This window comes from Pseudolysinimonas yzui, from assembly GCF_014653215.1.
Lineage (GTDB): Bacteria > Actinomycetota > Actinomycetes > Actinomycetales > Microbacteriaceae > Pseudolysinimonas_A > Pseudolysinimonas_A yzui.
In genome coordinates, this window is record NZ_BNAI01000001.1 from 937,241 (window position 1) to 961,924 (window position 24,684).

The 24,684-nt window shown below is 69.7% G+C and carries 30 protein-coding genes and 2 pseudogenes; 21 read left to right on the forward strand and 11 right to left on the reverse strand.

Annotated features, from left to right (window positions below):
• Positions 1–37: 37 nt before the first annotated feature.
• Together IE173_RS04695 and IE173_RS04700 are read left to right on the forward strand one after the other, a co-directional pair.
• On the forward strand, positions 38–859 hold the full coding sequence (locus IE173_RS04695; protein ID WP_191282206.1) for a DUF1295 domain-containing protein: 822 nt from the start codon (positions 38–40) through the stop codon (positions 857–859).
• A gap of 14 nt (positions 860–873) precedes the next feature.
• Positions 874–1,332 carry a hypothetical protein gene (locus tag IE173_RS04700; protein ID WP_191282208.1) on the forward strand — a complete coding sequence of 153 codons (459 nt, stop codon included), beginning with the start codon at positions 874–876 and terminating at the stop codon, positions 1,330–1,332.
• On the opposite strand, the gene IE173_RS04705 is transcribed toward IE173_RS04700, so the two are convergent.
• Complete coding sequence (locus tag IE173_RS04705) at positions 1,303–1,800, reverse strand: NUDIX domain-containing protein (RefSeq protein ID WP_191282210.1); 498 nt, start codon at positions 1,798–1,800, stop codon at positions 1,303–1,305. The two genes, IE173_RS04700 and IE173_RS04705, sit on opposite strands and share 30 nt — an antisense overlap.
• Positions 1,801–1,867: 67 nt before the next feature.
• On the opposite strand from IE173_RS04705, the gene IE173_RS04710 reads away from it, so the two are divergent.
• Complete coding sequence (locus IE173_RS04710) at positions 1,868–2,296, forward strand: RNA-binding S4 domain-containing protein (protein ID WP_191282212.1); 429 nt, start codon at positions 1,868–1,870, stop codon at positions 2,294–2,296.
• Here the strand turns inward: IE173_RS04710 and IE173_RS04715 are convergent.
• Together IE173_RS04715 and IE173_RS04720 are read right to left on the reverse strand one after the other, a co-directional pair.
• A complete protein-coding gene (locus IE173_RS04715; protein ID WP_191282213.1) occupies positions 2,228–3,217 on the reverse strand; it encodes an SPFH domain-containing protein in 990 nt (329 codons plus the stop codon). The two genes, IE173_RS04710 and IE173_RS04715, sit on opposite strands and share 69 nt — an antisense overlap.
• A gap of 39 nt (positions 3,218–3,256) precedes the next feature.
• Positions 3,257–3,793 carry a glutathione peroxidase gene (locus tag IE173_RS04720; RefSeq protein ID WP_191282214.1) on the reverse strand — a complete coding sequence of 179 codons (537 nt, stop codon included), beginning with the start codon at positions 3,791–3,793 and terminating at the stop codon, positions 3,257–3,259.
• A gap of 296 nt (positions 3,794–4,089) precedes the next feature.
• On the opposite strand from IE173_RS04720, the gene IE173_RS04725 reads away from it, so the two are divergent.
• Both IE173_RS04725 and IE173_RS04730 read left to right on the forward strand, forming a co-directional pair.
• Positions 4,090–4,407: a GNAT family N-acetyltransferase gene (locus IE173_RS04725; protein WP_191282502.1), complete on the forward strand. Its 318-nt coding sequence runs from the start codon at positions 4,090–4,092 to the stop codon at positions 4,405–4,407.
• Position 4,408: 1 nt separating this feature from the next.
• Positions 4,409–5,101, forward strand: a complete 693-nt coding sequence (locus IE173_RS04730) for an NAD(P)H-hydrate epimerase (protein WP_191282215.1) — start codon at positions 4,409–4,411, stop codon at positions 5,099–5,101.
• On the opposite strand, the gene IE173_RS04735 is transcribed toward IE173_RS04730, so the two are convergent.
• Complete coding sequence (locus IE173_RS04735) at positions 5,088–5,564, reverse strand: nitroreductase family deazaflavin-dependent oxidoreductase (protein WP_229841880.1); 477 nt, start codon at positions 5,562–5,564, stop codon at positions 5,088–5,090. The genes IE173_RS04730 and IE173_RS04735 overlap by 14 nt on opposite strands.
• Before the next feature lie 60 nt (positions 5,565–5,624).
• On the opposite strand from IE173_RS04735, the gene IE173_RS04740 reads away from it, so the two are divergent.
• From IE173_RS04740 to IE173_RS04755, 4 genes are read left to right on the forward strand one after another with little or no spacing between them, the layout of a single operon-like run.
• Complete coding sequence (locus IE173_RS04740; RefSeq protein ID WP_229841881.1) at positions 5,625–6,650, forward strand: LLM class flavin-dependent oxidoreductase; 1,026 nt, start codon at positions 5,625–5,627, stop codon at positions 6,648–6,650.
• Between the two features lie 41 nt (positions 6,651–6,691).
• The gene (locus tag IE173_RS04745; RefSeq protein ID WP_191282218.1) at positions 6,692–7,882 is read left to right on the forward strand and encodes an aminotransferase class I/II-fold pyridoxal phosphate-dependent enzyme; all 1,191 of its coding nucleotides are present in this window, start codon (positions 6,692–6,694) and stop codon (positions 7,880–7,882) included.
• A 44-nt stretch (positions 7,883–7,926) separates the two neighbouring features.
• Positions 7,927–8,433 carry a DUF2975 domain-containing protein gene (locus tag IE173_RS04750; RefSeq protein WP_191282219.1) on the forward strand — a complete coding sequence of 169 codons (507 nt, stop codon included), beginning with the start codon at positions 7,927–7,929 and terminating at the stop codon, positions 8,431–8,433.
• On the forward strand, positions 8,433–8,669 hold the full coding sequence (locus IE173_RS04755) for a helix-turn-helix domain-containing protein (protein WP_191282220.1): 237 nt from the start codon (positions 8,433–8,435) through the stop codon (positions 8,667–8,669). The genes IE173_RS04750 and IE173_RS04755 overlap by 1 nt, the downstream gene beginning before the upstream one ends.
• Here the strand turns inward: IE173_RS04755 and IE173_RS04760 are convergent.
• Together IE173_RS04760 and tmk are read right to left on the reverse strand one after the other, a co-directional pair.
• Positions 8,624–9,196, reverse strand: coding sequence for a mismatch-specific DNA-glycosylase (locus tag IE173_RS04760; protein ID WP_191282221.1), 573 nt, complete (start codon positions 9,194–9,196; stop codon positions 8,624–8,626). The genes IE173_RS04755 and IE173_RS04760 overlap by 46 nt on opposite strands.
• Positions 9,196–9,807, reverse strand: coding sequence for a dTMP kinase (gene tmk, locus IE173_RS04765; RefSeq protein WP_191282222.1), 612 nt, complete (start codon positions 9,805–9,807; stop codon positions 9,196–9,198). Before tmk ends, IE173_RS04760 begins: the two co-directional genes overlap by 1 nt.
• Before the next feature lie 93 nt (positions 9,808–9,900).
• On the opposite strand from tmk, the gene IE173_RS04770 reads away from it, so the two are divergent.
• Together IE173_RS04770 and IE173_RS04775 are read left to right on the forward strand one after the other, a co-directional pair.
• Complete coding sequence (locus tag IE173_RS04770) at positions 9,901–10,596, forward strand: putative ABC transporter permease (RefSeq protein WP_191282223.1); 696 nt, start codon at positions 9,901–9,903, stop codon at positions 10,594–10,596.
• 31 nt (positions 10,597–10,627) lie between these two features.
• Positions 10,628–11,644, forward strand: a complete 1,017-nt coding sequence (locus IE173_RS04775; protein WP_229841882.1) for an ATP-dependent DNA ligase — start codon at positions 10,628–10,630, stop codon at positions 11,642–11,644.
• A gap of 22 nt (positions 11,645–11,666) precedes the next feature.
• Here IE173_RS04775 and ligD read toward each other — a convergent pair whose 3' ends face one another.
• Both ligD and IE173_RS04785 read right to left on the reverse strand, forming a co-directional pair.
• The gene (gene ligD / locus IE173_RS04780; protein WP_191282224.1) at positions 11,667–12,725 is read right to left on the reverse strand and encodes a non-homologous end-joining DNA ligase; all 1,059 of its coding nucleotides are present in this window, start codon (positions 12,723–12,725) and stop codon (positions 11,667–11,669) included.
• Positions 12,725–13,150, reverse strand: coding sequence for a VOC family protein (locus tag IE173_RS04785; protein ID WP_191282225.1), 426 nt, complete (start codon positions 13,148–13,150; stop codon positions 12,725–12,727). The genes ligD and IE173_RS04785 overlap by 1 nt, the downstream gene beginning before the upstream one ends.
• Before the next feature lie 66 nt (positions 13,151–13,216).
• Between IE173_RS04785 and IE173_RS04790 the strand changes: the two genes are divergently transcribed.
• The 10 genes and pseudogenes from IE173_RS04790 to IE173_RS04835 all read left to right on the forward strand — a co-directional run bounded on the left by IE173_RS04790 (position 13,217) and on the right by IE173_RS04835 (position 20,840).
• The gene (locus IE173_RS04790) at positions 13,217–15,052 is read left to right on the forward strand and encodes a glycoside hydrolase family 15 protein (RefSeq protein ID WP_191282226.1); all 1,836 of its coding nucleotides are present in this window, start codon (positions 13,217–13,219) and stop codon (positions 15,050–15,052) included.
• A gap of 85 nt (positions 15,053–15,137) precedes the next feature.
• Positions 15,138–15,467, forward strand: a complete 330-nt coding sequence (locus tag IE173_RS04795) for a PadR family transcriptional regulator (protein ID WP_229841883.1) — start codon at positions 15,138–15,140, stop codon at positions 15,465–15,467.
• Between the two features lie 2 nt (positions 15,468–15,469).
• Positions 15,470–15,841: a DUF1048 domain-containing protein gene (locus tag IE173_RS04800; RefSeq protein ID WP_191282227.1), complete on the forward strand. Its 372-nt coding sequence runs from the start codon at positions 15,470–15,472 to the stop codon at positions 15,839–15,841.
• The gene (locus tag IE173_RS04805; protein WP_191282228.1) at positions 15,841–16,605 is read left to right on the forward strand and encodes an ABC transporter ATP-binding protein; all 765 of its coding nucleotides are present in this window, start codon (positions 15,841–15,843) and stop codon (positions 16,603–16,605) included. The genes IE173_RS04800 and IE173_RS04805 overlap by 1 nt, the downstream gene beginning before the upstream one ends.
• Positions 16,602–17,375, forward strand: a complete 774-nt coding sequence (locus IE173_RS04810; RefSeq protein ID WP_191282229.1) for an ABC transporter permease — start codon at positions 16,602–16,604, stop codon at positions 17,373–17,375. The genes IE173_RS04805 and IE173_RS04810 overlap by 4 nt, the downstream gene beginning before the upstream one ends.
• Positions 17,376–17,487: 112 nt before the next feature.
• Positions 17,488–17,637, forward strand: a pseudogene (locus IE173_RS15665) (5,10-methylene tetrahydromethanopterin reductase); the annotation flags it as partial.
• A 134-nt stretch (positions 17,638–17,771) separates the two neighbouring features.
• Positions 17,772–18,802 (forward strand): annotated as a pseudogene (locus tag IE173_RS04820) (CE1758 family FMN-dependent luciferase-like monooxygenase); the annotation flags it as partial.
• Complete coding sequence (locus IE173_RS04825; protein WP_191282505.1) at positions 18,802–19,248, forward strand: MarR family winged helix-turn-helix transcriptional regulator; 447 nt, start codon at positions 18,802–18,804, stop codon at positions 19,246–19,248. The pseudogene IE173_RS04820 and the gene IE173_RS04825, both read left to right, overlap by 1 nt.
• Positions 19,245–19,898, forward strand: a complete 654-nt coding sequence (locus tag IE173_RS04830; RefSeq protein ID WP_191282230.1) for a CE1759 family FMN reductase — start codon at positions 19,245–19,247, stop codon at positions 19,896–19,898. Before IE173_RS04825 ends, IE173_RS04830 begins: the two co-directional genes overlap by 4 nt.
• A gap of 12 nt (positions 19,899–19,910) precedes the next feature.
• Complete coding sequence (locus tag IE173_RS04835; protein ID WP_191282231.1) at positions 19,911–20,840, forward strand: 5'-3' exonuclease; 930 nt, start codon at positions 19,911–19,913, stop codon at positions 20,838–20,840.
• A 7-nt stretch (positions 20,841–20,847) separates the two neighbouring features.
• On the opposite strand, the gene IE173_RS04840 is transcribed toward IE173_RS04835, so the two are convergent.
• The 3 genes from IE173_RS04840 to pta are packed head-to-tail and all read right to left on the reverse strand — an operon-like array spanning position 20,848 to position 24,648.
• The gene (locus IE173_RS04840; protein ID WP_191282232.1) at positions 20,848–21,420 is read right to left on the reverse strand and encodes a hypothetical protein; all 573 of its coding nucleotides are present in this window, start codon (positions 21,418–21,420) and stop codon (positions 20,848–20,850) included.
• Positions 21,421–21,439: 19 nt separating this feature from the next.
• The gene (locus tag IE173_RS04845) at positions 21,440–22,567 is read right to left on the reverse strand and encodes an acetate/propionate family kinase (protein WP_191282233.1); all 1,128 of its coding nucleotides are present in this window, start codon (positions 22,565–22,567) and stop codon (positions 21,440–21,442) included.
• Positions 22,564–24,648: a phosphate acetyltransferase gene (pta, locus tag IE173_RS04850; protein WP_191282234.1), complete on the reverse strand. Its 2,085-nt coding sequence runs from the start codon at positions 24,646–24,648 to the stop codon at positions 22,564–22,566. Before pta ends, IE173_RS04845 begins: the two co-directional genes overlap by 4 nt.
• Positions 24,649–24,684 lie beyond the last annotated feature (36 nt).

Consider the following 24,684-nt stretch of genomic DNA (forward strand, 5'->3'; position numbering starts at 1 on the left):
TTCACCCACCTCCCTCGCACATCCTAGGCTCGAACTCATGCATCCCCTCGTCGTCGTCATCGCGGTCGCCGGCGCTGTCGCCGTCTTCTGCTGGATCGCATCCGTGGTCAGCCGCGACCACTCCTGGGTCGACCGGCTGTGGTCGATCGTGCCGGTCGTCTACGTCTGGATCTTCGCCGGGGCCGCCGGTTTCGGCGACGCCCGGTTGAACATCATGGCGGGCGTCGTGACCCTGTGGGGCGCTCGGCTCACCTACAACTTCGCCCGCAAGGGCGGCTACACCGGTGTCGAGGACTACCGCTGGCCGGTCTTGCGTCAACGGATGAGCCCGACGCAGTTCGCGGTCTTCAACATCTTCTTCGTCGTGCTCTACCAGCACGCGCTGCTGGTGCTCATCACGCTGCCCGCCTTCACGGCGTACGAGCACCGCGGCACGCCGGTCGGCATCCTCGACTTCCTGGTCGCGTTCGCGTTCCTCGCCCTGCTCGCCGGTGAGACGATCGCCGACCAGCAGCAGTGGGACTTCCACCAGGAGAAGAAGGCGGCCCTCGCGGCGGGGCAGGAGCCGGCGACGCGCTTCCTGCAGACAGGCCTGTGGCGCTACTCACGGCATCCGAACTTCTTCTTCGAGCAGGCGCAGTGGTGGACGTTCTTCTTCTTCGGCGCGATCGCGGCCGGCTCGGTGCTGCAATGGACGGTGCTCGGCGCCGCGCTGCTCACCGGGTTGTTCGTCGGGTCGACGATCTTCACCGAGAGCATCACGAAGTCGAAGTACCCGGAGTACGCCGAATACCAGGCGACGACCTCACCGATCCTGCCGCTTCCGCCGCGTCGCACCCGCGTCGCGCGCACCGCCTGAGTTACCGTCGACGCATGTCGTGCATCCGGTTCAACACCCCGGCACAGCGCGCGCAGCTCGCGGCGATGGCGCCGCAGATGCTGACCGCCGCGGAGGTCGCGGCGCGGCATCCCGCTCCCCCGGTGACGCCGACCAAGATCGCCCGGCTGCGGCTTCTCGCGCAGTCCGAGAACCCGAAGATCCGGGAGAGCGTCGCGAGCAGCTACCACGCCCCCGCGGATGTCGTGGAGGCTCTCGCGGTCGACCCGGATGCCGGGGTGCGGGCCTGGCTCGCCCGCAACGAGACGACGCCGTGCGACGTTCTGCGGGTGCTGGCGCGCGACGAATCCGAGACGGTGCGCGGCTGGGTGGCCTTGAACTTCTTCGTGCCCGCCGACGTCATGGCAGAGCTTGCCGACGACCCGAGCCCCGTCGTGCGGGGTCTCGCGGCGTGGAAGGCCGCCCTAGCCGATCAGGAACTCGTCGAGGCGTGACCTGAGGTCGGGCCAGCCGGCGCCGAAGCCCGGGTGGAGCGACAGGTCGGCGACCGCGTCGAACGGCACCCACTCCAGGGCCTCGCTCTCGGCATCGCCGAGGATCGGCGCGAACAACTCGTCAGTGCGCGCCAGCACGGTCGTGTACGACCAGTAACCGAGGTCGAACACCGACGTGCCCAGCACCGTGACCAGCTCGGGCGGCACTCCGGCCTCCTCATCGGCTTCGCGGATCGCCGCGGCCTCCGGTGTTTCGCCGGCCTTGCGTGCGCCGCCGGGCAGCCCCCACGTTCCGCCGAGGTGGCTCCACACCGCACGCAGTTGCAGCAGGACGCCGGCATCCGGATGCGCCAGCAGCAGCCCGGCCGCACCGAACGTTCCCCAGTAGCGGCCGCGCGGGCCGTCGACCCAGGCGTCTTCGGGGCCTCGCGGCCGCCGCGCGGTGGGGTCGTGGGAGGCTCGGGTCACGCGCTCAACTCTAGAAGCCCGAACGCCGCCCACGCCGGACGACGGGGGCCGGGCCTAGGGTCGAAGCATGGCCGATCGGTTGGACGCCTGGATCTGGGCGGTGCGGCTCGTGAAATCCCGATCCGCGGCGACGGCGATGGTGCGCGCCGGGCACGTGCGACTCAACGGGGAACGCGCCAAGGCCGCGCAGCCGGTGAAGGTCGGCGACGAGGTGCGGCTGCGCACCGGCGACGTCAACCGGATCGTCGTCGTGCGCCAGGTGCTCGCCAAACGCGTCGGCGCGCCGCAGGCCGCGGTCGCCTACGACGACCTCACGCCCGCTCCCCTGCCGCCCGAGGAGCGGGTGCTGGTCGCCACCCGTGAGCGCGGGGCGGGCCGGCCGACGAAACGCGACCGGCGCGCCATCGAGAAACTCACCGCGCCGGGTTCACCGGGCCACGTTGACCAGTCCGCTGAATCCTTCGGGCACGATGACGAGGTTGCCCGCCGCCGCTAGCTCCTTGAGCGTGTCGAGGTAACGCTGCTGCAGGATGGCGTCGGTGAGGCTCGCGTTGAGGATCGCGTTGGCTTCGGCCTCGGCCTGCGCCTGCACGATCTTCTGCTGCGCCGAGACCTGCACCGCCTCGAGGCGGGCCTGCTCGGTCTGCACGTTGATCTGCGCCTCCTGCGCGGCCGCGTAGGCCGCGGTGACGCTCTCGCCGTAGCGGATCTCCTGCAGCGCGACGTCTTCGACGATGATGCCGTCGTCTTCCCAGCGCCGCTCGAGCGCCTCGAGGATGGCATCCTGCACCGCGTTGCGGTCGGTGAGCATCTCGATCGTGGTGAAGCGACCGGGCACCGAGCGTACGACCGAACGGATGTCGTTGAAGATCAGCCGGGTGCGCAGGTTCTCTTCGTTGTAGTAGTCGCTGTAGATGTCCTCGACCGATTCGGGGTCCAGCGAGTAACGGATGGCGATGTCGACGTTCGCGGTGACGCCCTCGGCATCCTGCACGGTGATCTGCGGACCGTCGGGCGAGCCGCCGATGTTGTCGCCTTCGCCGAACGACTGTTCGGTCACGAACACCGCGCGCTGGTTGCGCACGTCGAAGGTGACGGTATCGACCCACGGCGCCTTCCAGTGGAGTCCGGCCTCCGTCTCGTAGCCGACGATCTGACCGGTCCAGTCGCGCAGCACGTTCGCCTGCCCGACGTCTTGCCGGAAGAACGAGCTGAACACCAGCAGGATCCCGCCGATCACGAACAGGGCGACGGCCGCCCAGCGCGCCGCGCGCGAGATGATGACGTTCGTTCCGCGGCGGAAGGCGCTGCCGTTGGGGGTCTCCCCCGCGGCGACGACTCGGGCCTTGGCGTTGGACGCCGCGACGATGAGGGCGATGATCCCGGCGACGATGAAGAGCAGGCTCACGATGAACATGGGGTCAGGATACTGACGCCATGCAGGTCGTGAGGAGTGCTATTTTTTCGCGGAAGCGGCGTCGCCGGTGACGGGGGTCGACTGCCCCAGGCCGCGCTCGATGGCGGCGACCACCTCGGGGGCGTCCGGCTGCACCTTCGGGCGGAACCGCGACACCTCACCGCTGGGCGAGATGACGAACTTCTCGAAGTTCCACTTCACCTTGCCGGCCACGCCATGGTCGTCGGGCTCGCGGGTGAGTGCGGCATAGAGCGGATGCTTGCGCATCCCGTTGACGCGGGTCTTCTCCATCAACGGGAAGGTCACCCCGTAGGTCGTCGAACAGAACTCTTTGATGTCCTCTGCGGAGCCGGGCTCCTGGCCGAGGAACTGGTTGCACGGGAAGCCGACGACCGTGAAACCCTGGTCGGCGTAGCGCTTCTGCAGCTCTTCGAGCTTCGCGTACTGCGGGGTGAGCCCGCACTTCGAGGCGACGTTCACCACGAGCAGGGTCTGGTCACCGAAGTCGGCGAGGGATGTCTTCTTCCCGTCGATCGTCGTGAACTTGATCCGCCGAACGCCTTCGCTGATAGCCATGGTTTCGAGAGTAGTTCGCGGGTCTCGGCGTTCGCTGGCAGAGCAGCCGAAATGAGGAACGCCCGGCACCTCAGGGCGCCGGGCGTGTCCGCTCATGCGGGGGCTGCGGGGGAAGAGGGGAGCGGGGGGCCGGTATTGGGGGGAAAGCCGGCCCCTCCGCTCATCCGGGTGGCTGTCGAGGAGATTCGGGTTCCTCGCGGGGGTTGCCACCCGATGACGGAACACTGGGGGGGTGTGCTCCGTCTGAGATCAATCTGCCGCAGCAACCTCAAGATGACGCACCGTCAACCCTCAAGATTCGCTCAAGATCGCGCCGGTATTCTGAACGGGTGAACGACATCACTCACGAGCCCGACGCGCACCGCTACGTTCTGCGACGCGGCGGCGAGCTGGTGAGTGCCCTCGAGTACCGCGACCAGGGAGCCGGCACGGTGATGCATCACACCGTGACGGTTCCGAAGTTCCGTGGCCACGGTTTCGCCGGCGAGCTGGTCGAGTTCGCGGTGAACGACGTCGAAGCGCGCGGAGCCGGGCCGATCATCCCGAGCTGCTGGTACGTCGCCGACTGGTTCGCCCGGCACCCCGAGCGGCGTGCCCTGCTGAGCCGGGGCTGACATGTCCCCGCGAGCCGGCTACACGGCGGCTCAGGTGCGCGCCGCCGAGAAGCCGCTGCTCGACGCCGGGGTTCCGCTCATGCGCCACGCCGCCGCGGCGCTCGCCGCCGAACTCCGCGACCTCGTCCCCCGACGGATGCTCGTGCTCGTCGGGGCGGGAGACAACGGCGGCGATGCGCTCTTCGCCGCCGCCGAGCTCGCGGCCGAAGGGGTGCGGGTCGACCTGGTGCCCACGGCATCCCGCCACCATGCGGAGGGCGCCGCCGCGGCGCTCGCGGCCGGCGCGCACTGGGTTGGTGAGCGCGGAGTCGGAGAGCACCCGGTGGATGCGGCCGATGCCGCACGCCTCGCCGCCGAGGCCGACGTGGTGCTCGACGGCATCCTGGGAACCGGCACCGCGGGCTCCCCCGCCCTTCGGGGCGCCGCACGCGACATCGTCGCCGCGATTCTTCCCGTGCTCGACCAGCCGCAGCGGCCGCGGGTGGTGGCCGTCGACATCCCGAGCGGCATCGGACCCGACGACGGTGCCGTGCCCGACCCGACGGTGCTGCCCGCCGATCTCACCGTCACCTTCGGCGCCGTGAAGGCGGGTCTGCTGATCGAACCGGGGTCGCGCTATGCCGGCCACGTCGTGCTCGTCGACCTCGGGCTCGGGCCGCATCTCGCCGGGGATCCCGTCGTCATCGAGGAGTGAGCCGGAACACCCGCAGCGTGCGGCCCGCCGTCACCTCGTAGCGACGGTAGCCCGGCCAGTTGCGCTCCAGCTTCGGCCAGGTGAGTTCGCGTTCGACGTCGTCGAGGGCGATCGCCCGCACCTCGATCCGCCGCCCGTGCAGACTCACCGCGACGTCGGGGTGCGCGAGCAGGTTCGCCGTCCAGGCCGGGTGTTCGTCGCGGGCGAAGTTGCTGCCGACGACGAGCATCTCCCGGCCGTCGGGGCAGTACATCAGCACGGTGTCGCGCTCCAGCCCCGACTTCGCCCCGATGCTGTGCAGCACGAGCGTCGGAACACCGAGACCGCTGAACTGCACGCGACCTTTGGTGACGCGGGCCATGACCCGCTCGAGCGGCGGCATGACCCTCGGCCCGACGCGACGGAAGAATGCGGTGCGCGAGAGCCACGCGACCGGGGGGCGAAGGAAGCGCGGGAGGACCACCCCGTCATCATGGCGTGTCCGCGCGGGAATGCGCGCGCCTCCCCCGACGCTGCACCCAGGGTGAAGCGCATCGGGTCCCTCTCCTTCGGCCATTGGGCACCCGGTCGCGGGTCGCTCGTCGCAACCGCCGCCGACGCCCTCCAGCAGACCCTGGAGCTCGCGGTCGCCGCGGAGGAGGTCGGGGCCGACGGCGCTTTCGTGCGCGTGCACCACTTCGCCCGGCAGCTCGCCTCGCCCTTCCCCCTGCTCGCTGCGATCGGCGCGCGCACCTCCCGGATCGAGATCGGCACGGCCGTGATCGACATGCGCTACGAGAATCCGCTCTACATGGCCGAGGATGCCGCGGCCGCCGACCTGCTGAGCGGCGGGCGACTGCAGCTGGGCATCAGTCGCGGCTCACCCGAGACCGCGCTCCGCGGGTCGGAGTCTTTCGGGTACGTGCCCGACGAGGGCGAGACGGATGCCGACCTCGCCCGCCGGCACACCGAGCACTTCCGGGCGGCGATCGCCGGCGCCGGGGTCGCGATGTCGAACCCGCAGATGACGGGGGTCTCGCAGCCGCTCGCGATCGAACCGCGCTCCCCCGGGCTGTCCGACCGGATCTGGTGGGGCGCCGGAACCCGGGCGACTGCCGTCTGGACGGCGGAACAGGGCATGAACCTCATGTCGTCGACGCTGCTCACCGAGGAGACCGGCGCCTCGCTCGCCGACCTGCAGGCCGAACAGATCCAGATGTACCGCGACGCGTGGGCTGCCGCCGGACACGACCGCGAGCCGCGCGTATCGATCAGCCGCAGCATCCTGCCGATCATCGACGACGAGACCCGGCACTACTTCGGACTGCGCGCCCAGGCCGACGCCCAGGATCAGGTCGGTCACCTCGACGGCGGACTCGCCCGCTTCGGGCGCTCCTACATCGGGGAACCCGACAGAATCGCCGAGGAACTCGCCGCGGATGCCGCGGTGCAGGCGGCGGACACGATCCTGGTGACGGTGCCCAACCAGCTCGGCGTCGACTTCAACGCCCGCATCCTGGAGTCGATCGTGCGCGACATCAAGCCGCACCTCCCCTCGGTGGTCGAGTAGCCGCCTCAGGCGGCGTGTCGAGACCCACTAACCTCGAACGCGTGACGATCCCCGGCGCCTGGTTGCGCACCGCGGCCGGAGCCGGACTCGTCGGGCCCGACGGCTCGGTCGGCGCGACGATCTTCGCCGAGATGAGCGCCCTCGCGGCGCGCACCGGGGCGATCAACCTCGGCCAGGGCTTCCCGGACACCGACGGCCCGCCCGAGGTGCTCGAGGCGGCCCGGCAGGCGATCGCCGACGGCGTCAACCAGTACCCGCCGGGGCGCGGGATGCCGGTGTTGCGCGAGGCGATCGCCCGGCACCAGCAGCGCTTCTACGGTCTCGCCGTCGATCCCGACACCGATGTGCTCGTCACTGCAGGCGCCACCGAGGCCCTCGCCGCGACCCTGCTGGCCCTGGTCGAGCCGGGCGACGAGGTGCTGACCTTCGAGCCGTACTACGACTCGTATGCCGCGATCGTCGCTCTCGCGGGCGCTCGACTCGTGACCGTTCCGCTCGAGTGGCCCGCGTTCGCCCCCGACCCCGACCGCATCCGCGCGGCCTTCTCGGCCCGCACCCGGCTCGTGCTCGTCAACGACCCGCACAACCCGACCGGGTCGGTGCTCGATCGCGGGACGCGCGAACTCATCGTCGAGCTCGCCACCCGGCATGACGCCCTCATCGTCACCGACGAGGTCTACGAGCATCTGCGATTCGGCACCCCGCACGAGCCGATCGCGACCCTCCCGGGTGCGGCGGAGCGCACGATCACGATCTCGTCAGGCGGCAAGACGTTCTCGACGACCGGCTGGAAGATCGGCTGGCTGCACGCCCGAGCCGACCTGGTGACGGCGATCCTCAGCGTCAAGCAGTTCCTCACCTACGTCAACGGAGCCCCCTTCCAGCCGGCGATCGCCGTGGGCCTCGACCTCCCCGACGCCTTCTACGCCCGGATCGCCGCCGACCTCGGCGCCGGCCGCGACATCCTCATCGCCGGACTGCGGCGGGCCGGCCTGACGGTCTCGGTGCCCGAGGGCTCCTACTTCGTCGTCGCCGACGCCGCCCCACTCGGCGCGACGGATGCCGCCGCGTTCTGCCGCGACCTCGCGACGACCGCCGGAGTCGTCGGCATCCCGGTCTCCGCCTTCACCGCGACGCCCGGCGCGTACGCGGGCCTGGTGCGCTTCGCGTTCTGCAAGCGTCCGGATGTGCTGCGGGAGGCGGCAGGTCGGTTGTCGTCGCTGTCCGCATAACAGTCTCTATTGATTTTCGATAGGTTTCGATCGATACTCGATAGATGACGAACGAGACCGCTCTCGACCTCCCTCGCCCGTGGCTGCCGCTTGTCGTCGCCACCTTCGTCGCACTCGGCGTTCTGTTCGCCTCGATCGGCCTCCTGCAGTACGGGCTGATCGCACTTTCCGATTACTACGTCCGAACACTCCCCGAGTACTCGGACCTGCAGCCACCGCTTCTGGCCCTGCTCCTCGGCGGCGGGATGTGCTTCCAGGTGGCGATCGTCGCGACCGCGATTCTCGTCGGCCGGGTGCGGACCGGCCGCATCTTGCAGCAATCGGCGATGCGTTGGGTCGACCTGATGGTCGCGGCGATCACGGTCGCCGGACTCGTCACCGTGACCCTCGTCATCCTCCTGCGGATCGCCGACGCGCTTCCCCCGGGCATCATGCTGGTGCTCGTCGTCGGAGGCGTCGCGCTCGCGGTTCTCGATCTGCTGCTGCTCGTGCTGCGTTCGCTGTTGCGTCGTGCGATTCTGTTGCGCACCGAACTGGATGAGGTCGTCTGATGACGATCCGCATCTCGATCGACAGGATGCTCGTCGAACGCGGATTGAGCGTGGGCGACTTCGCCGAGGCGATCGGCATCACCCCCGCGAACGTCGCCGTGCTCAAGAACGGCCGGGCGAAGGCGGTGCGGTTCACCACCCTTGACGCGATGTGTCGTGTGCTGGAGTGCCAACCCGGCGACCTGCTGCGTTACGAGGACCCGAGCAGCCCCGCCGCGCGAGCCGGCTCGGCATAGGCGGCGGCAAGCGACGCGACGGTGTCGTGGGCGTTGAGCCCGCTCGGGTTCGGCACGACCCACAGGCGCGCGCCCGCGATCCCGTCCGGCTGCTCCCCCGGCGTCGCCTTCGGCCGGTCGAAGCCCTGGCGGTAGGCGGTGATCCCGACGATCGCGACGACGGCGGGATGCCACCGTTGCACCGTCTCCACCAGGCGTCGCGCCCCCGCCCGCAGCTCGTCGCGTGAGAGTTCGTCGGCGCGTGCCGTCGCCCGGTTGACGAAGTTGGTGATGCCGATGCCACGCCTGACGAACGCGGCGCGGTCGGCATCCGTCATCCCCGACGCGAAGTCGGGCAGCTGCTCGATGATGCCCGCGGCGAGCAGGGCGGGATAGAAGCGGTTGCCCGGGTAGGCGAAGTGGGTCTGGGTCGCGGCGGTCCACAGGCCCGGGTTGATGCCCACGAAGAGCAGCCGCACGCCCGCGCCGATGAGGTCGGGCACGGCGACGTCGCGGTAGGCCTGTAGCTCTGCTCGCGTGAAGCCCATCAGCGCAACGGTGCCAGGGCGTCCCAGATCGCGTCGGCGACTTCCTCGCGCGACGCATCGCCGTCGACCTCGATGAGCCGACCGAGGGGCACATCGCTCGCGAACGCCTGCAGGTAGAGGTCGCGGGCCTTCTGCAGCGCCGATGCCTGGTCGAACGGGCCGGTGTTGAACTCGCCGCGCGACTCGAGACGGGCGACGCACGCCGCGACCGAGGTGTCGACGAAGACGGTGGCGTCGGGTTCCATCGCCCGGGAGTTGAGGGTGCGCACCCACTCGAAGGGCAGCCCCTGCGAGGTCTGGTAGGCGAGCGACGACGCCACGTACCGATCGCTCACCACCCAGGTGCCGGCATCCAGCGCGCCGCGGATCTCGACGGTGTGCTCGATGCGGTCGGCGGCGAAGGTGAGGGCGACCGTCTCGGGCTCGAGGTGCAGGTCGCCGTCGGTGAACGCCCGCGCGATCCGGCCGATCGCCCCGTCGGTCGGCTCCTTCGTGAGGTCGACCGGTAAGCCGTGCTCGATAAGCCGTGCCGCGAGCAACGCACCCTGGGTCGTGGTGCCGGCCCCGTCGAGGCCCTCGAGCACGATGAACCGACCTCGACCACTCCGCACCTGACGATGCTACCGACGCGCACTCGGCTCGCAGGACCTTTGGACGTGGACGCGGGCGCCGCGCATCACGAGACTGAGGGACGGAGGCGATCCATGAGCGACGCAGTGTTCGCGGCGACCTGGGTCTTCGTGCTCGGCAGCGTGGGTGGCGTGCTCATCGAGCGGGCGTGGATGCGGCTCCTCGAAGGCCCGGATGTCGTCGACCCGCGCAGCGGGCTGCTTTACCTGCCGTTCAATCCGCTGTACGGGTTCGCCGCCGTGATCGGTTCGCTCGTGCTGGCTCCCCTCGCGGCGTCGCCTCCGCTCGTCTTCCTCGCCGCGCTGGTGATCTTCACGCTCGTCGAAGGGGTGACGAGTCTGTTGATGGAGCGAGCTTTCGGGGTGGTGTTCTGGGACTACAGCGACAAGCGGGTCAATCTCGGCGGGCGCGTCTGTCTCGAGTACTCGGTGATCTGGGGGGCACTCGGGCTCGCACTGGTCTACCTGCTCGACCCGGCGCTCCGCTCGATCGTCGTGCTGCTCCCGCGCCCCGCGAGCGACATCGTCGCAGTGGCGATCCTGGCGCTCGTCGCTGCCGCGACCATCCTCACCCTCCTCGGATTCGCCCGGTTGAAGAGCGCCATCACGGGATGGAACTCGTCAACCACCCCGCAGGCTTCGTGGGATCGCATCGTCGACCGTCTCGCCCCGCCCGACTCCGTGGCCGACGCTTTCCCGCACATGAACCTCAGCGTGCGGTACCGGCGTCTGCGCAACGCCCGACCGCGTCGGTCGACGATCGACCGGTGACGCACCGGGCGGCAGCGGGCAGAATCGGGGCATGTCGCTCGTCGCCCCGATGCTCGCCAAGTCCGTCGAGTCGATCCCTGAGGGCAACCTGCTCTACGAGCCGAAGTGGGACGGGTTCCGCGGCATCGTGCAGGTCACCGGCGACGGGGTCGAGATCGGCAGCCGCGGCGACAAGCCGCTGACCCGGTACTTTCCCGAACTCGTGGATGCGTTCGCCCGGCTGCTTCCCCCGTGCGTGCTCGACGGCGAGATCGTCGTCACGATCGAGTGGGAGGGGAAGCGCCGCCTGCACTGGGATTCGCTGACGCAGCGCATCCACCCGGCCGAGAGCCGGGTGACCAAGCTCTCGCAGGAGACCCCGGCGTCATTCGTCGCGTTCGACGTGCTCTCGATCGGCGACCGCGACCTCACCGGTGAGCCGCTCGCGGTGCGCCGGGCGGAGCTCGAGAAGCTGTTCGCCGACGTGCCCGCTCCCCTGCACCTCACCCGCACGACGCGTGACATCGCGGTGGCGCGGCGCTGGCTCGACGAGTTCGAAGGCGCCGGGCTGGATGGGGTGGTCGCCAAGCCGCTTGATCAGCCTTACCAGCCGGGCAAGCGGGCGATGTTCAAGATCAAGCACAAGCGCACGGCGGATGTCGTGCTGCTCGGGTACCGCATCCACAAGTCGGGCGAAGGGGTGGGTTCGCTGCTCCTCGGGCTGTACCACGAGGGGCGCCTGCTGCCCGTCGGCGGGGTCTCGGCGTTCAGCAACGCGCGGCGGCTCGAGCTCATCGACGAACTCGCTCCACTCGTCGAGCGCGACGACGACGGTGCCGCGGTCACCGGCGAGAAGGAGCGCAGCCGGTTCTCGTCGGGCAAAGACGGGTCGTTCCTGCGATTGCGGCCCGAGCGCGTGCTCGAGGTGCGCTACGACCAGATGGAGGCGGGGCGCTTTCGGCACACCGTGCAGTTCGAACGGTGGCGGCCCGACCGCGAGCCGGAGTCGTGCACGTACGACCAGCTCGAGGTGCCGATCGCGTACGACCTGGATGACGTGCTGCAGTAGGTCTCGACACGCGGCTTCGCCGCTACTCGACCACCGAGGTGCGAGGGTTGCCGTCGGCATCCCAGTTGTCGGCGTTCTTCTTGCTGGGCTGCACGCGCGGCGGCTCGCCGGGCATCTTCGGGTAGTCGGGCGGGAAGGGCAGCTCGCCGAGACCCGCGTCGAGGTCGCGTTGCCACCAGTCGAGCAGCGTGTCGATGCGGCCCGGGGTGGCGTGGAAGTCGGCCCAGGGATCACCGACGGTGGCGAGCCGGTCGGGCACGGTGAGCACCGTGAACTGCCGAGGGTCGCAGGTTTCCAGTTCCTCCCAGGTGATCGGGGTCGAGACGGGGGCGTGCCGCAGGGCGCGCGGGCTGTAGGCACCGGCGATCGTGCGGTCGCGGTTCGCCTGGTTGAAGTCGACGAAGACGCGTCGGCCGCGCTCCTCCTTCCACCACGACGTCGTCACGGCATCCGGCATGCGCCGCTCGAGTTCGCGCGCGGCCGCGATCACGGCGTGCCGCACATCGAGGAACTCCCACAGCGGCTCGATCGGCGCATAGAGGTGGATGCCGCGGTTGCCCGAGGTCTTGATATACGCCGTAAGCCCCGCCTCGCGCAGCACGTTGCGCATCTCGAGTGCGGCCGGGACGGCATCCGAGAAGTCGGTTGCCGGCTGCGGGTCGAGGTCGATGCGCAGCTGGTCGGGGTTGTCGGTGTTCGCCGTGCGCGACGGCCACGGGTGGAAGACGATCGTGTTCATCTGCACGGCCCAGACGATTCCGGCGGGCTCGTCGAGCACGACCAGCGGATGCGAGCGCGCGCTCGGGAACGTGACGGGCACGCTGCGCAGCCACTCGGGGGCGCCCTTCGGCGGATTCTTCGAGAAGAAGTTCTCGCCGTCGACCCCCTCGGAGTAGCGCTCCAGCGCGACCGGTCGGTCGCCGTTCGCGGCGAGGAACGGGTCGGCGACCGCCATCGCGTAGTGCGCGAGGTCGAGCTTGGTGATACCGACCTCCGGCCAGAGCACGCGGTCGGGGCTCGACAGCCGCACCTCCCGGGTGCCCGAGGGGCCCGGCACCTCGAGCACGACGGCGGCGGGCATCAGGCGGCGTCGGCCGAGATGTTGACCAGCCAGGCGATGCCGAAGCGGTCGGTGAGCATGCCGAAGCTCGCGCCCCACGGGGCGGTCGCGAGCGGTTCGACGATCGTCGCGCCCTCCCCCAGTTTCTGCCAGTAGCCGCGCAGTTCGGCGTCGTCGTCGCTCGGCCCGCTGAGCGAGATGGAGAACTGGTTGGTGCCCGCGACGTAATCCATGTGGCTGGGTACATCCGAAGCCATCAGCGTGAACCCCGCCGGCGTCTCGAGCTGGCCGTGCATCACGAGCCCGCGTTCCGCCTCGGGCACGTCGTCCATCCCCATCTCGGCGAACGAGCTCACGGTGAGTTCGCCGCCGAAGACGGAGTGATAGAACTCGAGCGCCTCCTTCGCCTGGCCGCGAAAGTTGAGGTAAGGGTTCATCACGCTCATGGGGCCATTCTGCGCCGGGCCGCCGAGGCTCGCTAGACCCCGCCCGACCGAATGTCAGGATGAAGGATGCCGCTCGCGATCGAGGATTACGCGCTCATCGGCGACTGCCACACCGCCGCTCTCGTCGGCACCAACGGGAGCATCGACTGGCTGTGCCTGCCGCGATTCGACTCGGCGTCGACGTTCGCCGGGCTGCTGGGCAGCGACGACCATGGCCACTGGACGGTGCGACCGCTCGGCGCCGACCGCTGCACGGATCGCCGGTACGACGGCGACAGTTTCACGCTCGTGACGCGCTGGGTCACCGAGTCGGGCGAAGTCGAGGTCATCGACGTGATGCCGATGGCCGGACGTCGGGCCGACGTGATCCGTCGGGTGCGCGGCATCCGCGGAACGGTGCGGGTCGAGGAGGTGCTCCGCATCCGATTCGACTACGCCGACGCGATCCCCTGGGTGCGACAGTCCCGGTCGGAGCGGGGCAGGGGCCCGCACGATCACGCGCTCATCGCCGTCGCCGGGCCGGATTCCGTCGTGATTCGTGGGCCGCGTCTGGCCGCCGACGGCTTCTGCCACCGGGCCGAGTTCGATGTCTCGGCCGGCGAGACCGTCGACCTGGTGCTCACCTGGTTCGCCGCGCACAAACCGCCACCGCCCATGCCCGACGTCGACGCCTACCTCGCCGAGACCGAGGCGTGGTGGACGCGCTGGGCGCAGCATCTCGACGACAACGGCCCCTACGCCGCCGCCGTGCGGCGATCGCTGCTCGTGCTGCGCGCGCTCACCCACCACGACACAGCGGGAATCGTGGCGGCGCCGACGACGAGCCTTCCCGAGAGCTTCGGCGGCGACCGCAACTGGGACTACCGCTACGTCTGGCTGCGCGACGCGTCGCTGACGCTGCAAGCCCTCATGCTCCACGGGTTCGCGACCGAGGCCGAGCAGTGGCGGGATTGGCTGTTGCGGGCGATCGCCGGCGACCCGGCCGACGTGCAGATCATGTACGGCGTGGCCGGCGAGCGGCGGCTGCCCGAGTGGGAGGTGCCCACCCTGCCGGGCTATCGCGGGTCGGCGCCGGTGCGCGTCGGCAACGGCGCGTACTCGCAGTTCCAAGGGGATGTCTTCGGGGAGATCATGCTCGCGCTCGAGCAGGCCCGCCTGATCGGTGTCGGTGAGGATCGGGTCTCGTGGCCGCTGCAGATCGCGCTGCTCGGTCACATCGAGGCGAATCTGGAGCGCGACGATCACGGCATCTGGGAGATCCGCGGCACCCCGAGGCGCTTCACGCAGTCGCGCGCGATGATCTGGGCCGCTTTCGAGTGCGGAATCCGGGCCGTGCGCGAGCACGGGCTACCCGGCCCGGTCGAGAGGTGGGAACGCATCCGCGACGAGCTGCGTGCCGAGATCGAGCAGCACGGCTTCGATGCGGAGCGCGGCAGCTACGTGCAGTACTACGGCGGCACCGAGGTCGACGCCTCGCTGCTCACGCTCGCCCAGATCGGGTTCGTCGACGCCGCCGACCCGCGGATGCTGGGCACGGTCGCCGCGATCGAGCACGACCTGCTGCGCGACGGGCTGGTGCTGCGGTACCGCGTGCAGTCGGGAGTCGACGGGCTGCAGGGCGACGAGCATCCGTTTCTCGCCTGCTCGTTCTGGCTCGTGCAGCAGTACGCCCTCTCCGGCCGCCTCGGCGACGCCCGCGACCTGATGGACCGCCTCGTCGGGCTCGCCAACGACGTCGGTCTGCTGTCGGAGGAGTACGACACCGAGCAGCAGCGGCACGTCGGCAACACCCCGCAGGCGTTCTCGCACCTCGCACTGGTGCGCGCCGCCGACGCGATCGATCGCGCTACGAAGCACCTCGAGACGGGCCCGTTGCGGCTCGAGAACCCCGGAGCCGCCTAGCCAGTATTCAGTGTTGCTATCTACCGGTACTCAGTGTTACTTTGTACCGGTACTCAGCAGCACTGAATAGTGAAGGGAGGTGCTCGTGCCCAAGCAGATCACCGAGATGCTCAAGGGAACCCTCGAGGGCATGATCCTGGCGATCCTGGCAGGCCAGGCCGCGTACGGCTACGAGATCACGGCGTGGTTGCGCGACCGCGGATTCACCGACATCGCGGAAGGCACCGTCTACGCGTTGCTCGTCCGCATCGAACAACGCGGCCTCGTCGACGTGGAGAAGGTCCCGTCAGAGAAGGGGCCGCCGCGCAAGGTGTATTCGCTCAACAGCGAGGGCCAGAAGGCTCTCGACGAGTTCTGGGGAACGTGGAGCTTCCTCACCGAACGACTGGAACAGCTCCGCACAGAAGGGAAATAGGGATGGCTAAGAACTTTCTCGAGCTGATCATCGGCTCGTTCGAGGACAAGAAGCAGTGGCGCGCCTATGTGGCGCGGGTGAAGGCGCTCCCCGAGGACTACCGCACGGCGGTCGAGGGCATCGAGCGCTACCTCATGCACTCGGGTGACACACCTGCCGACTGGAGCCTCGCGGCGAAGATGTTCGACGACCTCGTCGAACTCTTCGAGCGGGCGGCGGCCGATGGCACACCCATTCGCGAGATCGTCGGCGAAGACCCCCTCGAGTTCGTCGAGACCTTCGTGGGCACCTACTCCGACGGCGGCTGGATCGCCAAGGAGCGGGAGCGCCTGCGTAAGACGATCGAGCGGGCCGCCGGTGAGGAGGCCGACTGATGAGCGCGCCCGCGATCGAGGTGAACGGCCTCGTGAAGTCCTACGGCAAGCTCGACGTGCTCACGGGCGTCGACTTCACCGTCGAGCCGGGCAGCATCTTCGCCCTGCTCGGGTCCAACGGCGCCGGCAAGACGACGCTCATCCGGATCCTCGCGACGCTCCTGCACGCCGATGCGGGTTCCGCACGAGTGGCCGGGTTCGACACGGCGACCCACGGGCAGGCCGTTCGCAGCTCCATCAGTCTGACGGGGCAGTTCGCCGCGGTCGACGAGGTGCTGAGCGGCAGGGAGAACCTCATCCTGATCGCTCAGTTGCGGCACCTGAAGGAGCCCGCACGGATCGCCGACGACCTGCTCGCCCGGTTCTCGCTCACGGAAGCGGGCGGGCGCAAGGTGGCGACGTACTCGGGCGGCATGCGGCGACGGCTCGACATCGCGATGAGCCTCATCGGCAACCCGCCGGTGATCTTCCTCGACGAGCCGACGACGGGCCTCGACCCGGAAGCCCGCCTCGAGGTCTGGGCCGCGGTGAAAGACCTCGCCGCCGGCGGCACGACCGTGCTGCTCACGACGCAGTATCTCGAGGAGGCGGAGCAGCTCGCCGACCGCATCGCGATCCTGCACCACGGCCGGATCATCGTGAACGGCACCCTGGCGGAGCTCAAGAAGCTGCTGCCGCCGGTCGAGAAGCAGTACATCGAGAAGCAGCCGACCCTCGAAGACGTCTTCTTCGCGGTCACCGGACGAAAGGACGACGCAGCGTGAGCACCCACATCATCGGCGACACCGCGACCCTTACGGGCCGCTCGCTGAAGCACATCCTCCGGAGCCCCGACACGATCATCACGACCGCGCTCATGCCGATCGCGTTCCTGCTGCTGTTCGTGTTCGTGTTCGGCGGGGCGATCGACATCGGGCAGGGCGCCGGCGAGGGGTCGTACGTGACCTACCTGCTGCCGGGCATCCTGCTCATCACGATCGCGTCGGGCATCGCCTACACCGCCTACCGGCTGTTCAGCGACCTGCAGGGCGGCATCTTCGAGCGGTTCCAGTCGATGCCGATCGCCCGGTCGGCGACGCTCTGGGCCCACGTTCTGACCTCGGTCGTCGCGAATCTCGCGTCCGTGGTGATCGTCATCGGCGTCGCGCTCCTGCTCGGCTTCCGGTCGGGAGCGGGGGTGCTCGAGTGGCTCGCGGTCGCCGGCATCGTGACCCTGTTCACCCTGGCGCTCACCTGGCTCGCGATGATCCCGGGGCTCACGGCGAAGTCGGTCGACGGGGCGAGTGCGTTCTCGTACCCGCTCATCTTCCTGCCGTTCCTCAGCTCGGCCTTCGTGCCGACCGAGTCGATGCCGGGGCCGGTGCGCTGGTTCGCCGAGAACCAGCCGGTCACCTCGATCGTGAACGCCATCCGGGCGCTCCTCGCGCAAGAACCGGTGGGCGGCGAGATCTGGATCGCGCTGGCCTGGTGCGTCGGCATCCTGGTGGTCGCCTTCGTGATCGCATCGATCGTCTACCGCCGCAAGTTCAGCTAGGTCTCGACACGCGGCCTGCGGCCGCTACTCGACCCGAGGGCGGGAATAGCGGGACCACTCCGGCGTTACAGTGTATGCAAACGCATATAACTGAAGCCAAGGAGTGGTCCCCATGCAGTTCGGAGTGTTCTCGGTCAGCGACATCACGCGCGACCCCGTCTCGGGCGAGACGCCCAGCGAGGCCGAACGCATCCAGGCGGCCGTCGCCATCGCGAAGAAGACCGAAGAGGTCGGGATGGATGTCTTCGCCATCGGCGAGCACCCCCCCCCGCCGTTCTTCTCCTCCTCCCCCACGACCCTGCTCGCGCACATCGCGGCCCTCACCGAACGACTCGTCGTGTCGACCTCGACGACGCTCATCACCACGAACGACCCGGTCAAGATCGCGGAAGACTNACAACCCGCCGTTCTTCTCCTCCTCCCCCACGACCCTGCTCGCGCACATCGCGGCCCTCACCGAACGACTCGTCGTGTCGACCTCGACGACGCTCATCACCACGAACGACCCGGTCAAGATCGCGGAAGACTACGCGATGCTGCAGCACCTCTCCGGCGGCCGGATGGACCTCATGCTCGGCCGCGGCAACACCGCACCCGTCTACCCCTGGTTCGGCCAGGACATCCGCCAGAGCCTGCCGATGGCCCTCGAGAACTACAACCTGTTGCACCGGCTGTGGCGCGAGGACGTCGTCGACTGGGAGGGCAACTTCCGCACTCCCCTGCAGGGCTTCACCTCGACGCCCCGCCCGCTCGACGACGTGCCGCCGTTCGTGTGGCACGGCTCGATCCGCACGCCCGAGATCGCCGAACAGGCTGCCTATTACGGCGACGGGTTCTTCGCGAACAACATCTTCTGGCCGAAGGAGCACTACCTGCGGCTCATCGACTTCTACCGGCAGCGCTTCGAGCACTACGGGCACGGCACCGCGAAGCAGGCGATCGTGGGCCTCGGCGGTCAGGCGTTCATCGCGAAGAAGTCCCAGGATGCCTGGACGGGTTTCCGCCCCTACTTCGACGAGGCTCCGGTGTACGGGCACGGCCCGACGATGGAGCAGTTCGCCGCCGGCACTCCCCTGTCGGTGGGCAGCCCGCAAGAGGTCATCGACAAGACCCTGACCTTCCGGGAGACGTTCGGCGACTACCAGCGGCAGCTCTTCCTCGTCGACCACGCGGGGCTCCCGCTGCCGATGGTGCTCGAGCAGCTCGAACTGCTCGGCGGCGAGGTCGTGCCGGTGCTGCGCCGGGAGCTCGCGGCGAAGCGCGACCCCGAGGTGCCCGACGCCCCGACGCACGCCAGCCTGGTGACCGCGAAGTACGGCGACGCAGCCCCGCGTCAGCCCAAGCCGAACGCGAACCGCGGCGACAACGTGACCGGCGGCTCCCCGTACCAGGACACCGAAGACACCGAAGACACCGAGGCCGCCTGATGTCCGGGCGGGCGCGGCTCGCGAACGACGCCTGGGAGTCGCTGCTCACCGTGCACGCGACCTTCATGAAGTCGTTCGCAGCGGAGCCCATCTGGGCCGAGGTGTCGATGAAGGAGTACGACGTGCTCTACGCCCTCACGAAGGCCGATGGCCCGGTGCGCCTCACCGACCTGCACCGGCGCGTGCTGCTGAGTCAGCCGGCGCTCTCGCGGATGGTCGACCGGCTCGTCGAGCGCGGCCTGGTCGAACGGTGCGCGGATGCCGTCGACAAGCGCGTCGTGCGGCTCGCGCTGACGGAGGCCGGCCGGGCCTGCCAGCGCGAGGTCGGCCGGGCGCACGCCCGCGACGTGACCGCGGCGATGACCGCCCGCGTGAGCGACGCGGATCTCGAAGAACTGAAGAGGATCACCCAGGCACTCCTGGGAACGAAGGAGCAGACATCATGAGCACCACCCTCGTGGTCGTGAACGCCGGAACGGGCGACCCGTCGTCGACCCGGTTGCTCGCCGACCGCACCGCGCAACGCGTCGCGGCTCTGGCGTCGACAGCCGGGCAGACCGTCGACACCCACGTCATCGACCTGCGCGAGATCGCGACCGAGGTCACCACCGCGCTCGTCTCGCAGCACATCGGCACGGGTCTGCGGGCCGCGATGGATGCCGTGGCGGGCGCCGACGGGATCGTCGCGGCGAGCCCCGTCTACGCGGCCGGGCCGAGCGGGCTGTTCACCTCGTTCTTCCAGGTGCTCGAGACCGACTCGCTCATCGGCACCCCGGTGATCCTCGCGGCGACGGCGGGTACTGCTCGGCATGCCCTCGTGGCCGACGATCAGATGCGCGGGATGTTCGGCTATCTGCGCGCGATGACGGTGCCGACGGCGCTCTTCGCGGCCCCCGAGGACTGGGCGGATGCGGCGCTCACCGGCCGGATCGACCGCGCGGCGCTCGAACTCGTCACGCTCATGCGCGCCGGAGTGGCGACGACGATCCGCGCGGGCAACGCCGCCAAGTACCAGACGCAACTCGGTTCGCCCAACGACCCCGGCATCCAGCTCGACAGCGACCTCATGCGCCTCGCCGCCGGCGGAGCCGTGTGACAGCATGGCCGCATGGCCGACCGCCTCATGCTGCTCGACACGGCGGGCATCTACTTCCGCGCCTTCTACGGGGTTCCCGACACGGTGACCGCCCCCGATGGCACGGTCGTGAACGCGGCACGGGGAACGCTCGACATCATCGCGCGCCTCGTCTCGCAGTTTCAGCCGACGCACCTCATCGCGTGCTGGGACGACGACTGGCGCCCGCAGTGGCGGGTCGACCTCATCCCGTCGTACAAGACCCATCGCGTCGCCGAAGTCGTGGAGCCGGGGCCTGACGTCGAGCTCGTGCCCGACCCGCTCACCGCGCAGGTGCCGATCATCGCCGAGTCGCTGCGGCTGCTCGACATCCCGATCGTCGGTGCTCCTGAGCACGAAGCCGACGATGTCATCGGCACGCTCGCCTCGACCGCGACGATGCCGGTGGATGTGGTCACCGGCGACCGCGACCTGTTCCAGCTCGTCGACGACGCCGCGGGGGTGCGGGTGATCTACACGGGCCGCGGCATGGCGAACCTGGAGATCCTCGACGGCGCCGCGGTCGAGGCGAAGTACGCGATCACACCCGCGCAGTACGCGGCGTTCGCGGCGATGCGGGGCGACCCCTCCGACGGGCTCCCGGGCGTCGCGGGCGTCGGCGAGAAGACCGCGGCCGGGCTACTGCGCGAGTTCGGCGACCTCGACGGCATCGTCGCCGCGGCGGCCGACCCGGCGACCGCGCTGTCGCCGTCGGTGCGCGCGAAACTGTTGGCGGCATCCGACTACCTCGCGGTCGCTCCGACCGTCGTGAACGTCGTGCGCGACCTCGAGCTGCCACGCGTCGACGCGGAGATCCGGCCGCTCACCGCGGGTCAGGTCGAGGCGGCGTCGGCATTCGCGGAACGGTGGGGCCTCGACTCGGCGATGACGCGCATCCTCTCGGCCCTTCCGACCGCCCCATAGGCGCCGGTCAGCCGGCCAGCGGGGCCGCCTTGGCTTCGCGGAACGCGCCACGGAGCACCGTGAAACAGCCGATCGCGCCGAAGATCAGCGTCATCACCGCATCGCCGGCCAGCGCGCCGGCGACCTCGGGCGAGCTGAACGCGCGCCACAGGATGCTGCTGAGCTCCGGCGAGGTCAGCACCTCGGGCACCGAGACGTGGTTCACCCGGGCGATCTCACCGGCCAGGGTGAAGACCTCGGCGGCGAGGAAGGCGAGCACGAGGGTGGCGACCGTGACGAGGGCCACGACGACCGCTCCGCGCATCGACACCCGACCGCCCGAACCGAGTCGGTAGAGGAAGAACGCGGCGAACGCGACCCCGAAGCCCACGATCGAGGCGATGAAGCCCAGGTTCCAGATGAGCACGAAGACGAGGATGCCGGCGGGCACGACGAGCAGCGACAGCAGCAGTCCGCGCACGAGGTTCTCGGGCGGGAGCTGCGGCGTCGGTTCCGACGGCGGCGTCACGACAGCGTCGGCGACCGACTCGGTCGGATCGTTGCCTGCGGACGGTTCGTGAGCTGAGGTTTCCCCGGACATGGCGAGAGTCTAGGGGTCGTCAGCCACCGCTGATGACCGCCACCGTGTCGAAGGCGATCTGCAACTCCTCGTTGGTCGGCACCACCAGGACGGCGACCGGACTCCCGTCGGGCGAGATGAACCGGGGCGCCGACGACGGCGCGGCGTTGAGCCCGGCGTCGACCACGATGCCGAGGAAGCCGAGGCGCTCCACTGCCCGCGCACGCACGAGAGCGCTGTTCTCCCCCACCCCCGCCGTGAAGACGAGCGCGTCGATGCCGCCGAGGTCGGCCGCGTAGGCCGCGATGTAGCGCTGCACCCGGTGCACGTACACCTCGAAGGCGAGCGCCGCGGCCTCGTCACCGCTGTCGATCGCGCGGATCAGGTCGCGCATGTCGCTGTGGCCCCCGAGGCCTTTCAGCCCGCTCGAACGGTTGAGCATGTCGTCGAGCGCGGTGGCGTCGAATCCGCCGACGCGCTGCAGGTGCACGAGCACCGCCGGATCGAGATCGCCCGAGCGCGTGCCCATGACGAGACCCTCGAGCGGCGTCATCCCCATCGACGTGTTGATGCTGCGCCCGCCCGCGACGGCCGCGGCGGATGCTCCGTTGCCGAGATGCAGCACCACCTGACGGAGCTGCTCGAGCGGGCGACCGAGCAGTTCGGCGGCGCGACGGGTGACGTACCGGTACGAGGTGCCGTGGAATCCGTACCGCCTCACCTGGTACCGCGCCGCGACCGCCGCATCGATCGCGTAGGTGTAGGCCTCGGGCGGGAGGGTGGCGTGGAACGCCGTGTCGAAGACGGCGACCTGCGGCACGAACGGCAGGGCGGCCCGCGCCGCCCGGATGCCGAGCAGCCCCGGCGGATTGTGCAGCGGCGCGAGCACGGCGAGCCGCTCGATCTCGGCCTCGACCGCGTCGTCGATGACGGTGGCCTGCACGAAGACGGTGCCGCCGTGCACGATCCGGTGGCCGACCGCGTCGATGCTCTCGACGTCGAGGCCCTCGAGCGCGTCGGTGAGGGCGGCGGCGTGGTCGGGCACCGGCGAGCCGGGCACCCCGATGCGCTCCACGAGTCCGGCCACGACCCGGACGCCCGATTCGGCGTCGAGCACCTCGTACTTGAGGGAGGACGAGCCCGCGTTGACGACCAGAACGCGCGTCACGACGCGTCCTGGGCCTGGATCGCCGTGATCGCGATCGTGTTGACGATGTCGCGCACGAGCGCGCCGCGCGACAGGTCGTTGATCGGCTTGGCGAGGCCCTGCAGCACGGGGCCGATCGCCACCGCGCCGGCCGAACGTTGCACGGCCTTGTAGGTGTTGTTGCCGGTGTTGAGGTCGGGGAAGACGAACACCGTCGCCCGCCCGGCCACGTCGGACTCGGGCATCTTCGACGCCGCCACCGTCGGGTCGGCCGCCGCGTCGTACTGGATCGGCCCGACGACCGGCAGCTCGGGGGCGCGCTGCCGCACCAGCTCCGTCGCAGCCCGCACCCGGTCGACGTCGGCACCGGATCCCGACTCCCCGGTCGAGTAGCTGAGCATCGCGACCCGCGGCTCGATTCCGAACTGCCGTGCCGTCGCCGCCGACGAGATGGCGATGTCGGCCAGCTGCTCGACGGTCGGCTCGGGGATGACGGCGCAGTCGCCGTAGACGAGAACGCGATCGGCGAGTGCCATGAAGAACACGCTCGAGACGACCGAGACGCCGGGCGAGGTCTTCACGATCTCGAAGCCGGGCCGGATGGTGTGCGCCGTCGTGTGGCGTGCACCCGAGACCATCCCGTCGGCGAGTCCCAGGTGCACCATGAGGGTTCCGAAGTACGACACGTCGGTCACGGTGTCGGCGGCAGCTTGGCGGGAGATCCCCTTGTGTTTGCGCGCTTCGGCGTACACGTCGGTGAACCGCTCGTGCAGTTCGGGATCGGTGGTCGCGATCACCCGGGCCGCGTCGAGGTCGACCCCGAGCTGCCCGGCACGCTGGCGCACCGTGGTCTCGTCGCCGAGGATCGTGATGTCGGCGATCCCGCGCTGCAGCACGATCCCCGCGGCCTGCAGGATGCGGTCGTCGTCGCCTTCGGGCAACACGATGTGCTGGCGCTTCGCGCGGGCACGTTCGATCAGCAGATGCTCGAACCGCAACGGGGTCATCACCGGCGACGACGGCAGGCTCAGCCTCCGCACCAGATCGGCCCCGTCGACGTGGCGCTCGAACAGCGCCAGCGCTGCGGCGTACTTCTGCGGGCTGTCGGCGGCGAGTCGGCTGCGGGCGTGGGTGATGAGCACCGCGGTGTCGAAGGTGCCGAGCCGGTTCGTCGCGATCGGCAGCGTCGACCCGAGGGTGTCGAGCAGTTTCTGCACGGCGGGGGCGACCGGGAACCCGCCGTTGAGCACGATGCCGCTGAGCGTCGGGAAGCCCGGCGAGAGGTGGGCCATGAGCGCTCCGAGCACGATCTCGGAACGGTCGGCGGGCACGACGACGATCGCATCTTCGGTCAGCCGGGGCAGCACGTTCTCGAGCGACATCGCCGCGACGACCGTGTCGCGCACCGGCCGATCGAGTCCGGCGGGATCTCCGGAGGCCAGGGTCGCCTCGGCGGCGGCGAACACGTGGCGCAGCAGCGGGGCCGTCAGCTCGGCGTCTTCGGGGATCGCCCACACCGGCACCTGCGGGTGTTCCGCGGTGATGGCTTTCTGGATCGCGTCGAGCGACGACGGCTCCGCCCGGTTCACGATCACCGCGAGCACGGAGGCGTGCTCCACCTGCAACTCGTCGATCGAGACCCGGGCCAGCCCCGCGAGAGCCGCCGGCGAGCGGAAGGTGTCGTCTTCGCTGCGCCCGCCCAGCACCAGCACGACCGGAGCGGCCAGATTCGCCGCGATGCGGGCATTGGTCGCCAGTTCGGTCGGCGACCCGACATCCGTGTAGTCGGAACCGAGGATGATCACCGCGTCGCACGCTTCCTCCATCGTGCTGAAGCGGTCGACGATCTGCGAGAGCGCCGCGTCCGGATTCTCATGCAGCTCGGGGTAGGTCGTGCCGACGCACTCCTCATAGGCGAGCTGCGCGCTCGCGTGCTCCCGCAGCATCTCGAGCACGTAATCCCGATCCGGCCCCGATCGCGAGATCGGCCGGAACACCCCCACCCGCGCCACCGAACCCTTGAGGGTTTCGAGCAGCCCCACGGCGACCGTCGACTTGCCCGTGCCGCCCTCGGCCGAGGTCACATAGATCCGGGTCGCCACGGCACCACGCTACGGGAAGACCGAGCCGACCTCACC

Excerpts from the sequence above, each read along its gene's own strand:
- IE173_RS04825 (WP_191282505.1), top strand. The coding sequence starts at position 18,802 with ATGTCCGGGCGGGCGCGGCTCGCGAACGACGCCTGGGAGTCGCTGCTC.
- IE173_RS04770 (WP_191282223.1), top strand. The coding sequence starts at position 9,901 with ATGAGCGACGCAGTGTTCGCGGCGACCTGGGTCTTCGTGCTCGGCAGC.
- IE173_RS04835 (WP_191282231.1), top strand. The coding sequence starts at position 19,911 with ATGGCCGACCGCCTCATGCTGCTCGACACGGCGGGCATCTACTTCCGC.
- IE173_RS04700 (WP_191282208.1), top strand. The coding sequence starts at position 874 with ATGTCGTGCATCCGGTTCAACACCCCGGCACAGCGCGCGCAGCTCGCG.
- IE173_RS04750 (WP_191282219.1), top strand. The coding sequence starts at position 7,927 with ATGACGAACGAGACCGCTCTCGACCTCCCTCGCCCGTGGCTGCCGCTT.
- IE173_RS04805 (WP_191282228.1), top strand. The coding sequence starts at position 15,841 with ATGAGCGCGCCCGCGATCGAGGTGAACGGCCTCGTGAAGTCCTACGGC.
- IE173_RS04715 (WP_191282213.1), bottom strand. The coding sequence starts at position 3,217 with ATGTTCATCGTGAGCCTGCTCTTCATCGTCGCCGGGATCATCGCCCTC.
- IE173_RS04785 (WP_191282225.1), bottom strand. The coding sequence starts at position 13,150 with ATGAGCGTGATGAACCCTTACCTCAACTTTCGCGGCCAGGCGAAGGAG.
- IE173_RS04840 (WP_191282232.1), bottom strand. The coding sequence starts at position 21,420 with ATGTCCGGGGAAACCTCAGCTCACGAACCGTCCGCAGGCAACGATCCG.
- IE173_RS04800 (WP_191282227.1), top strand. The coding sequence starts at position 15,470 with ATGGCTAAGAACTTTCTCGAGCTGATCATCGGCTCGTTCGAGGACAAG.
- IE173_RS04710 (WP_191282212.1), top strand. The coding sequence starts at position 1,868 with ATGGCCGATCGGTTGGACGCCTGGATCTGGGCGGTGCGGCTCGTGAAA.
- IE173_RS04755 (WP_191282220.1), top strand. The coding sequence starts at position 8,433 with ATGACGATCCGCATCTCGATCGACAGGATGCTCGTCGAACGCGGATTG.
- IE173_RS04760 (WP_191282221.1), bottom strand. The coding sequence starts at position 9,196 with ATGGGCTTCACGCGAGCAGAGCTACAGGCCTACCGCGACGTCGCCGTG.
- IE173_RS04730 (WP_191282215.1), top strand. The coding sequence starts at position 4,409 with ATGTCCCCGCGAGCCGGCTACACGGCGGCTCAGGTGCGCGCCGCCGAG.
- IE173_RS04830 (WP_191282230.1), top strand. The coding sequence starts at position 19,245 with ATGAGCACCACCCTCGTGGTCGTGAACGCCGGAACGGGCGACCCGTCG.
- ligD (WP_191282224.1), bottom strand. The coding sequence starts at position 12,725 with ATGCCCGCCGCCGTCGTGCTCGAGGTGCCGGGCCCCTCGGGCACCCGG.
- IE173_RS04695 (WP_191282206.1), top strand. The coding sequence starts at position 38 with ATGCATCCCCTCGTCGTCGTCATCGCGGTCGCCGGCGCTGTCGCCGTC.
- IE173_RS04775 (WP_229841882.1), top strand. The coding sequence starts at position 10,628 with ATGTCGCTCGTCGCCCCGATGCTCGCCAAGTCCGTCGAGTCGATCCCT.
- IE173_RS04790 (WP_191282226.1), top strand. The coding sequence starts at position 13,217 with ATGCCGCTCGCGATCGAGGATTACGCGCTCATCGGCGACTGCCACACC.
- IE173_RS04720 (WP_191282214.1), bottom strand. The coding sequence starts at position 3,793 with ATGGCTATCAGCGAAGGCGTTCGGCGGATCAAGTTCACGACGATCGAC.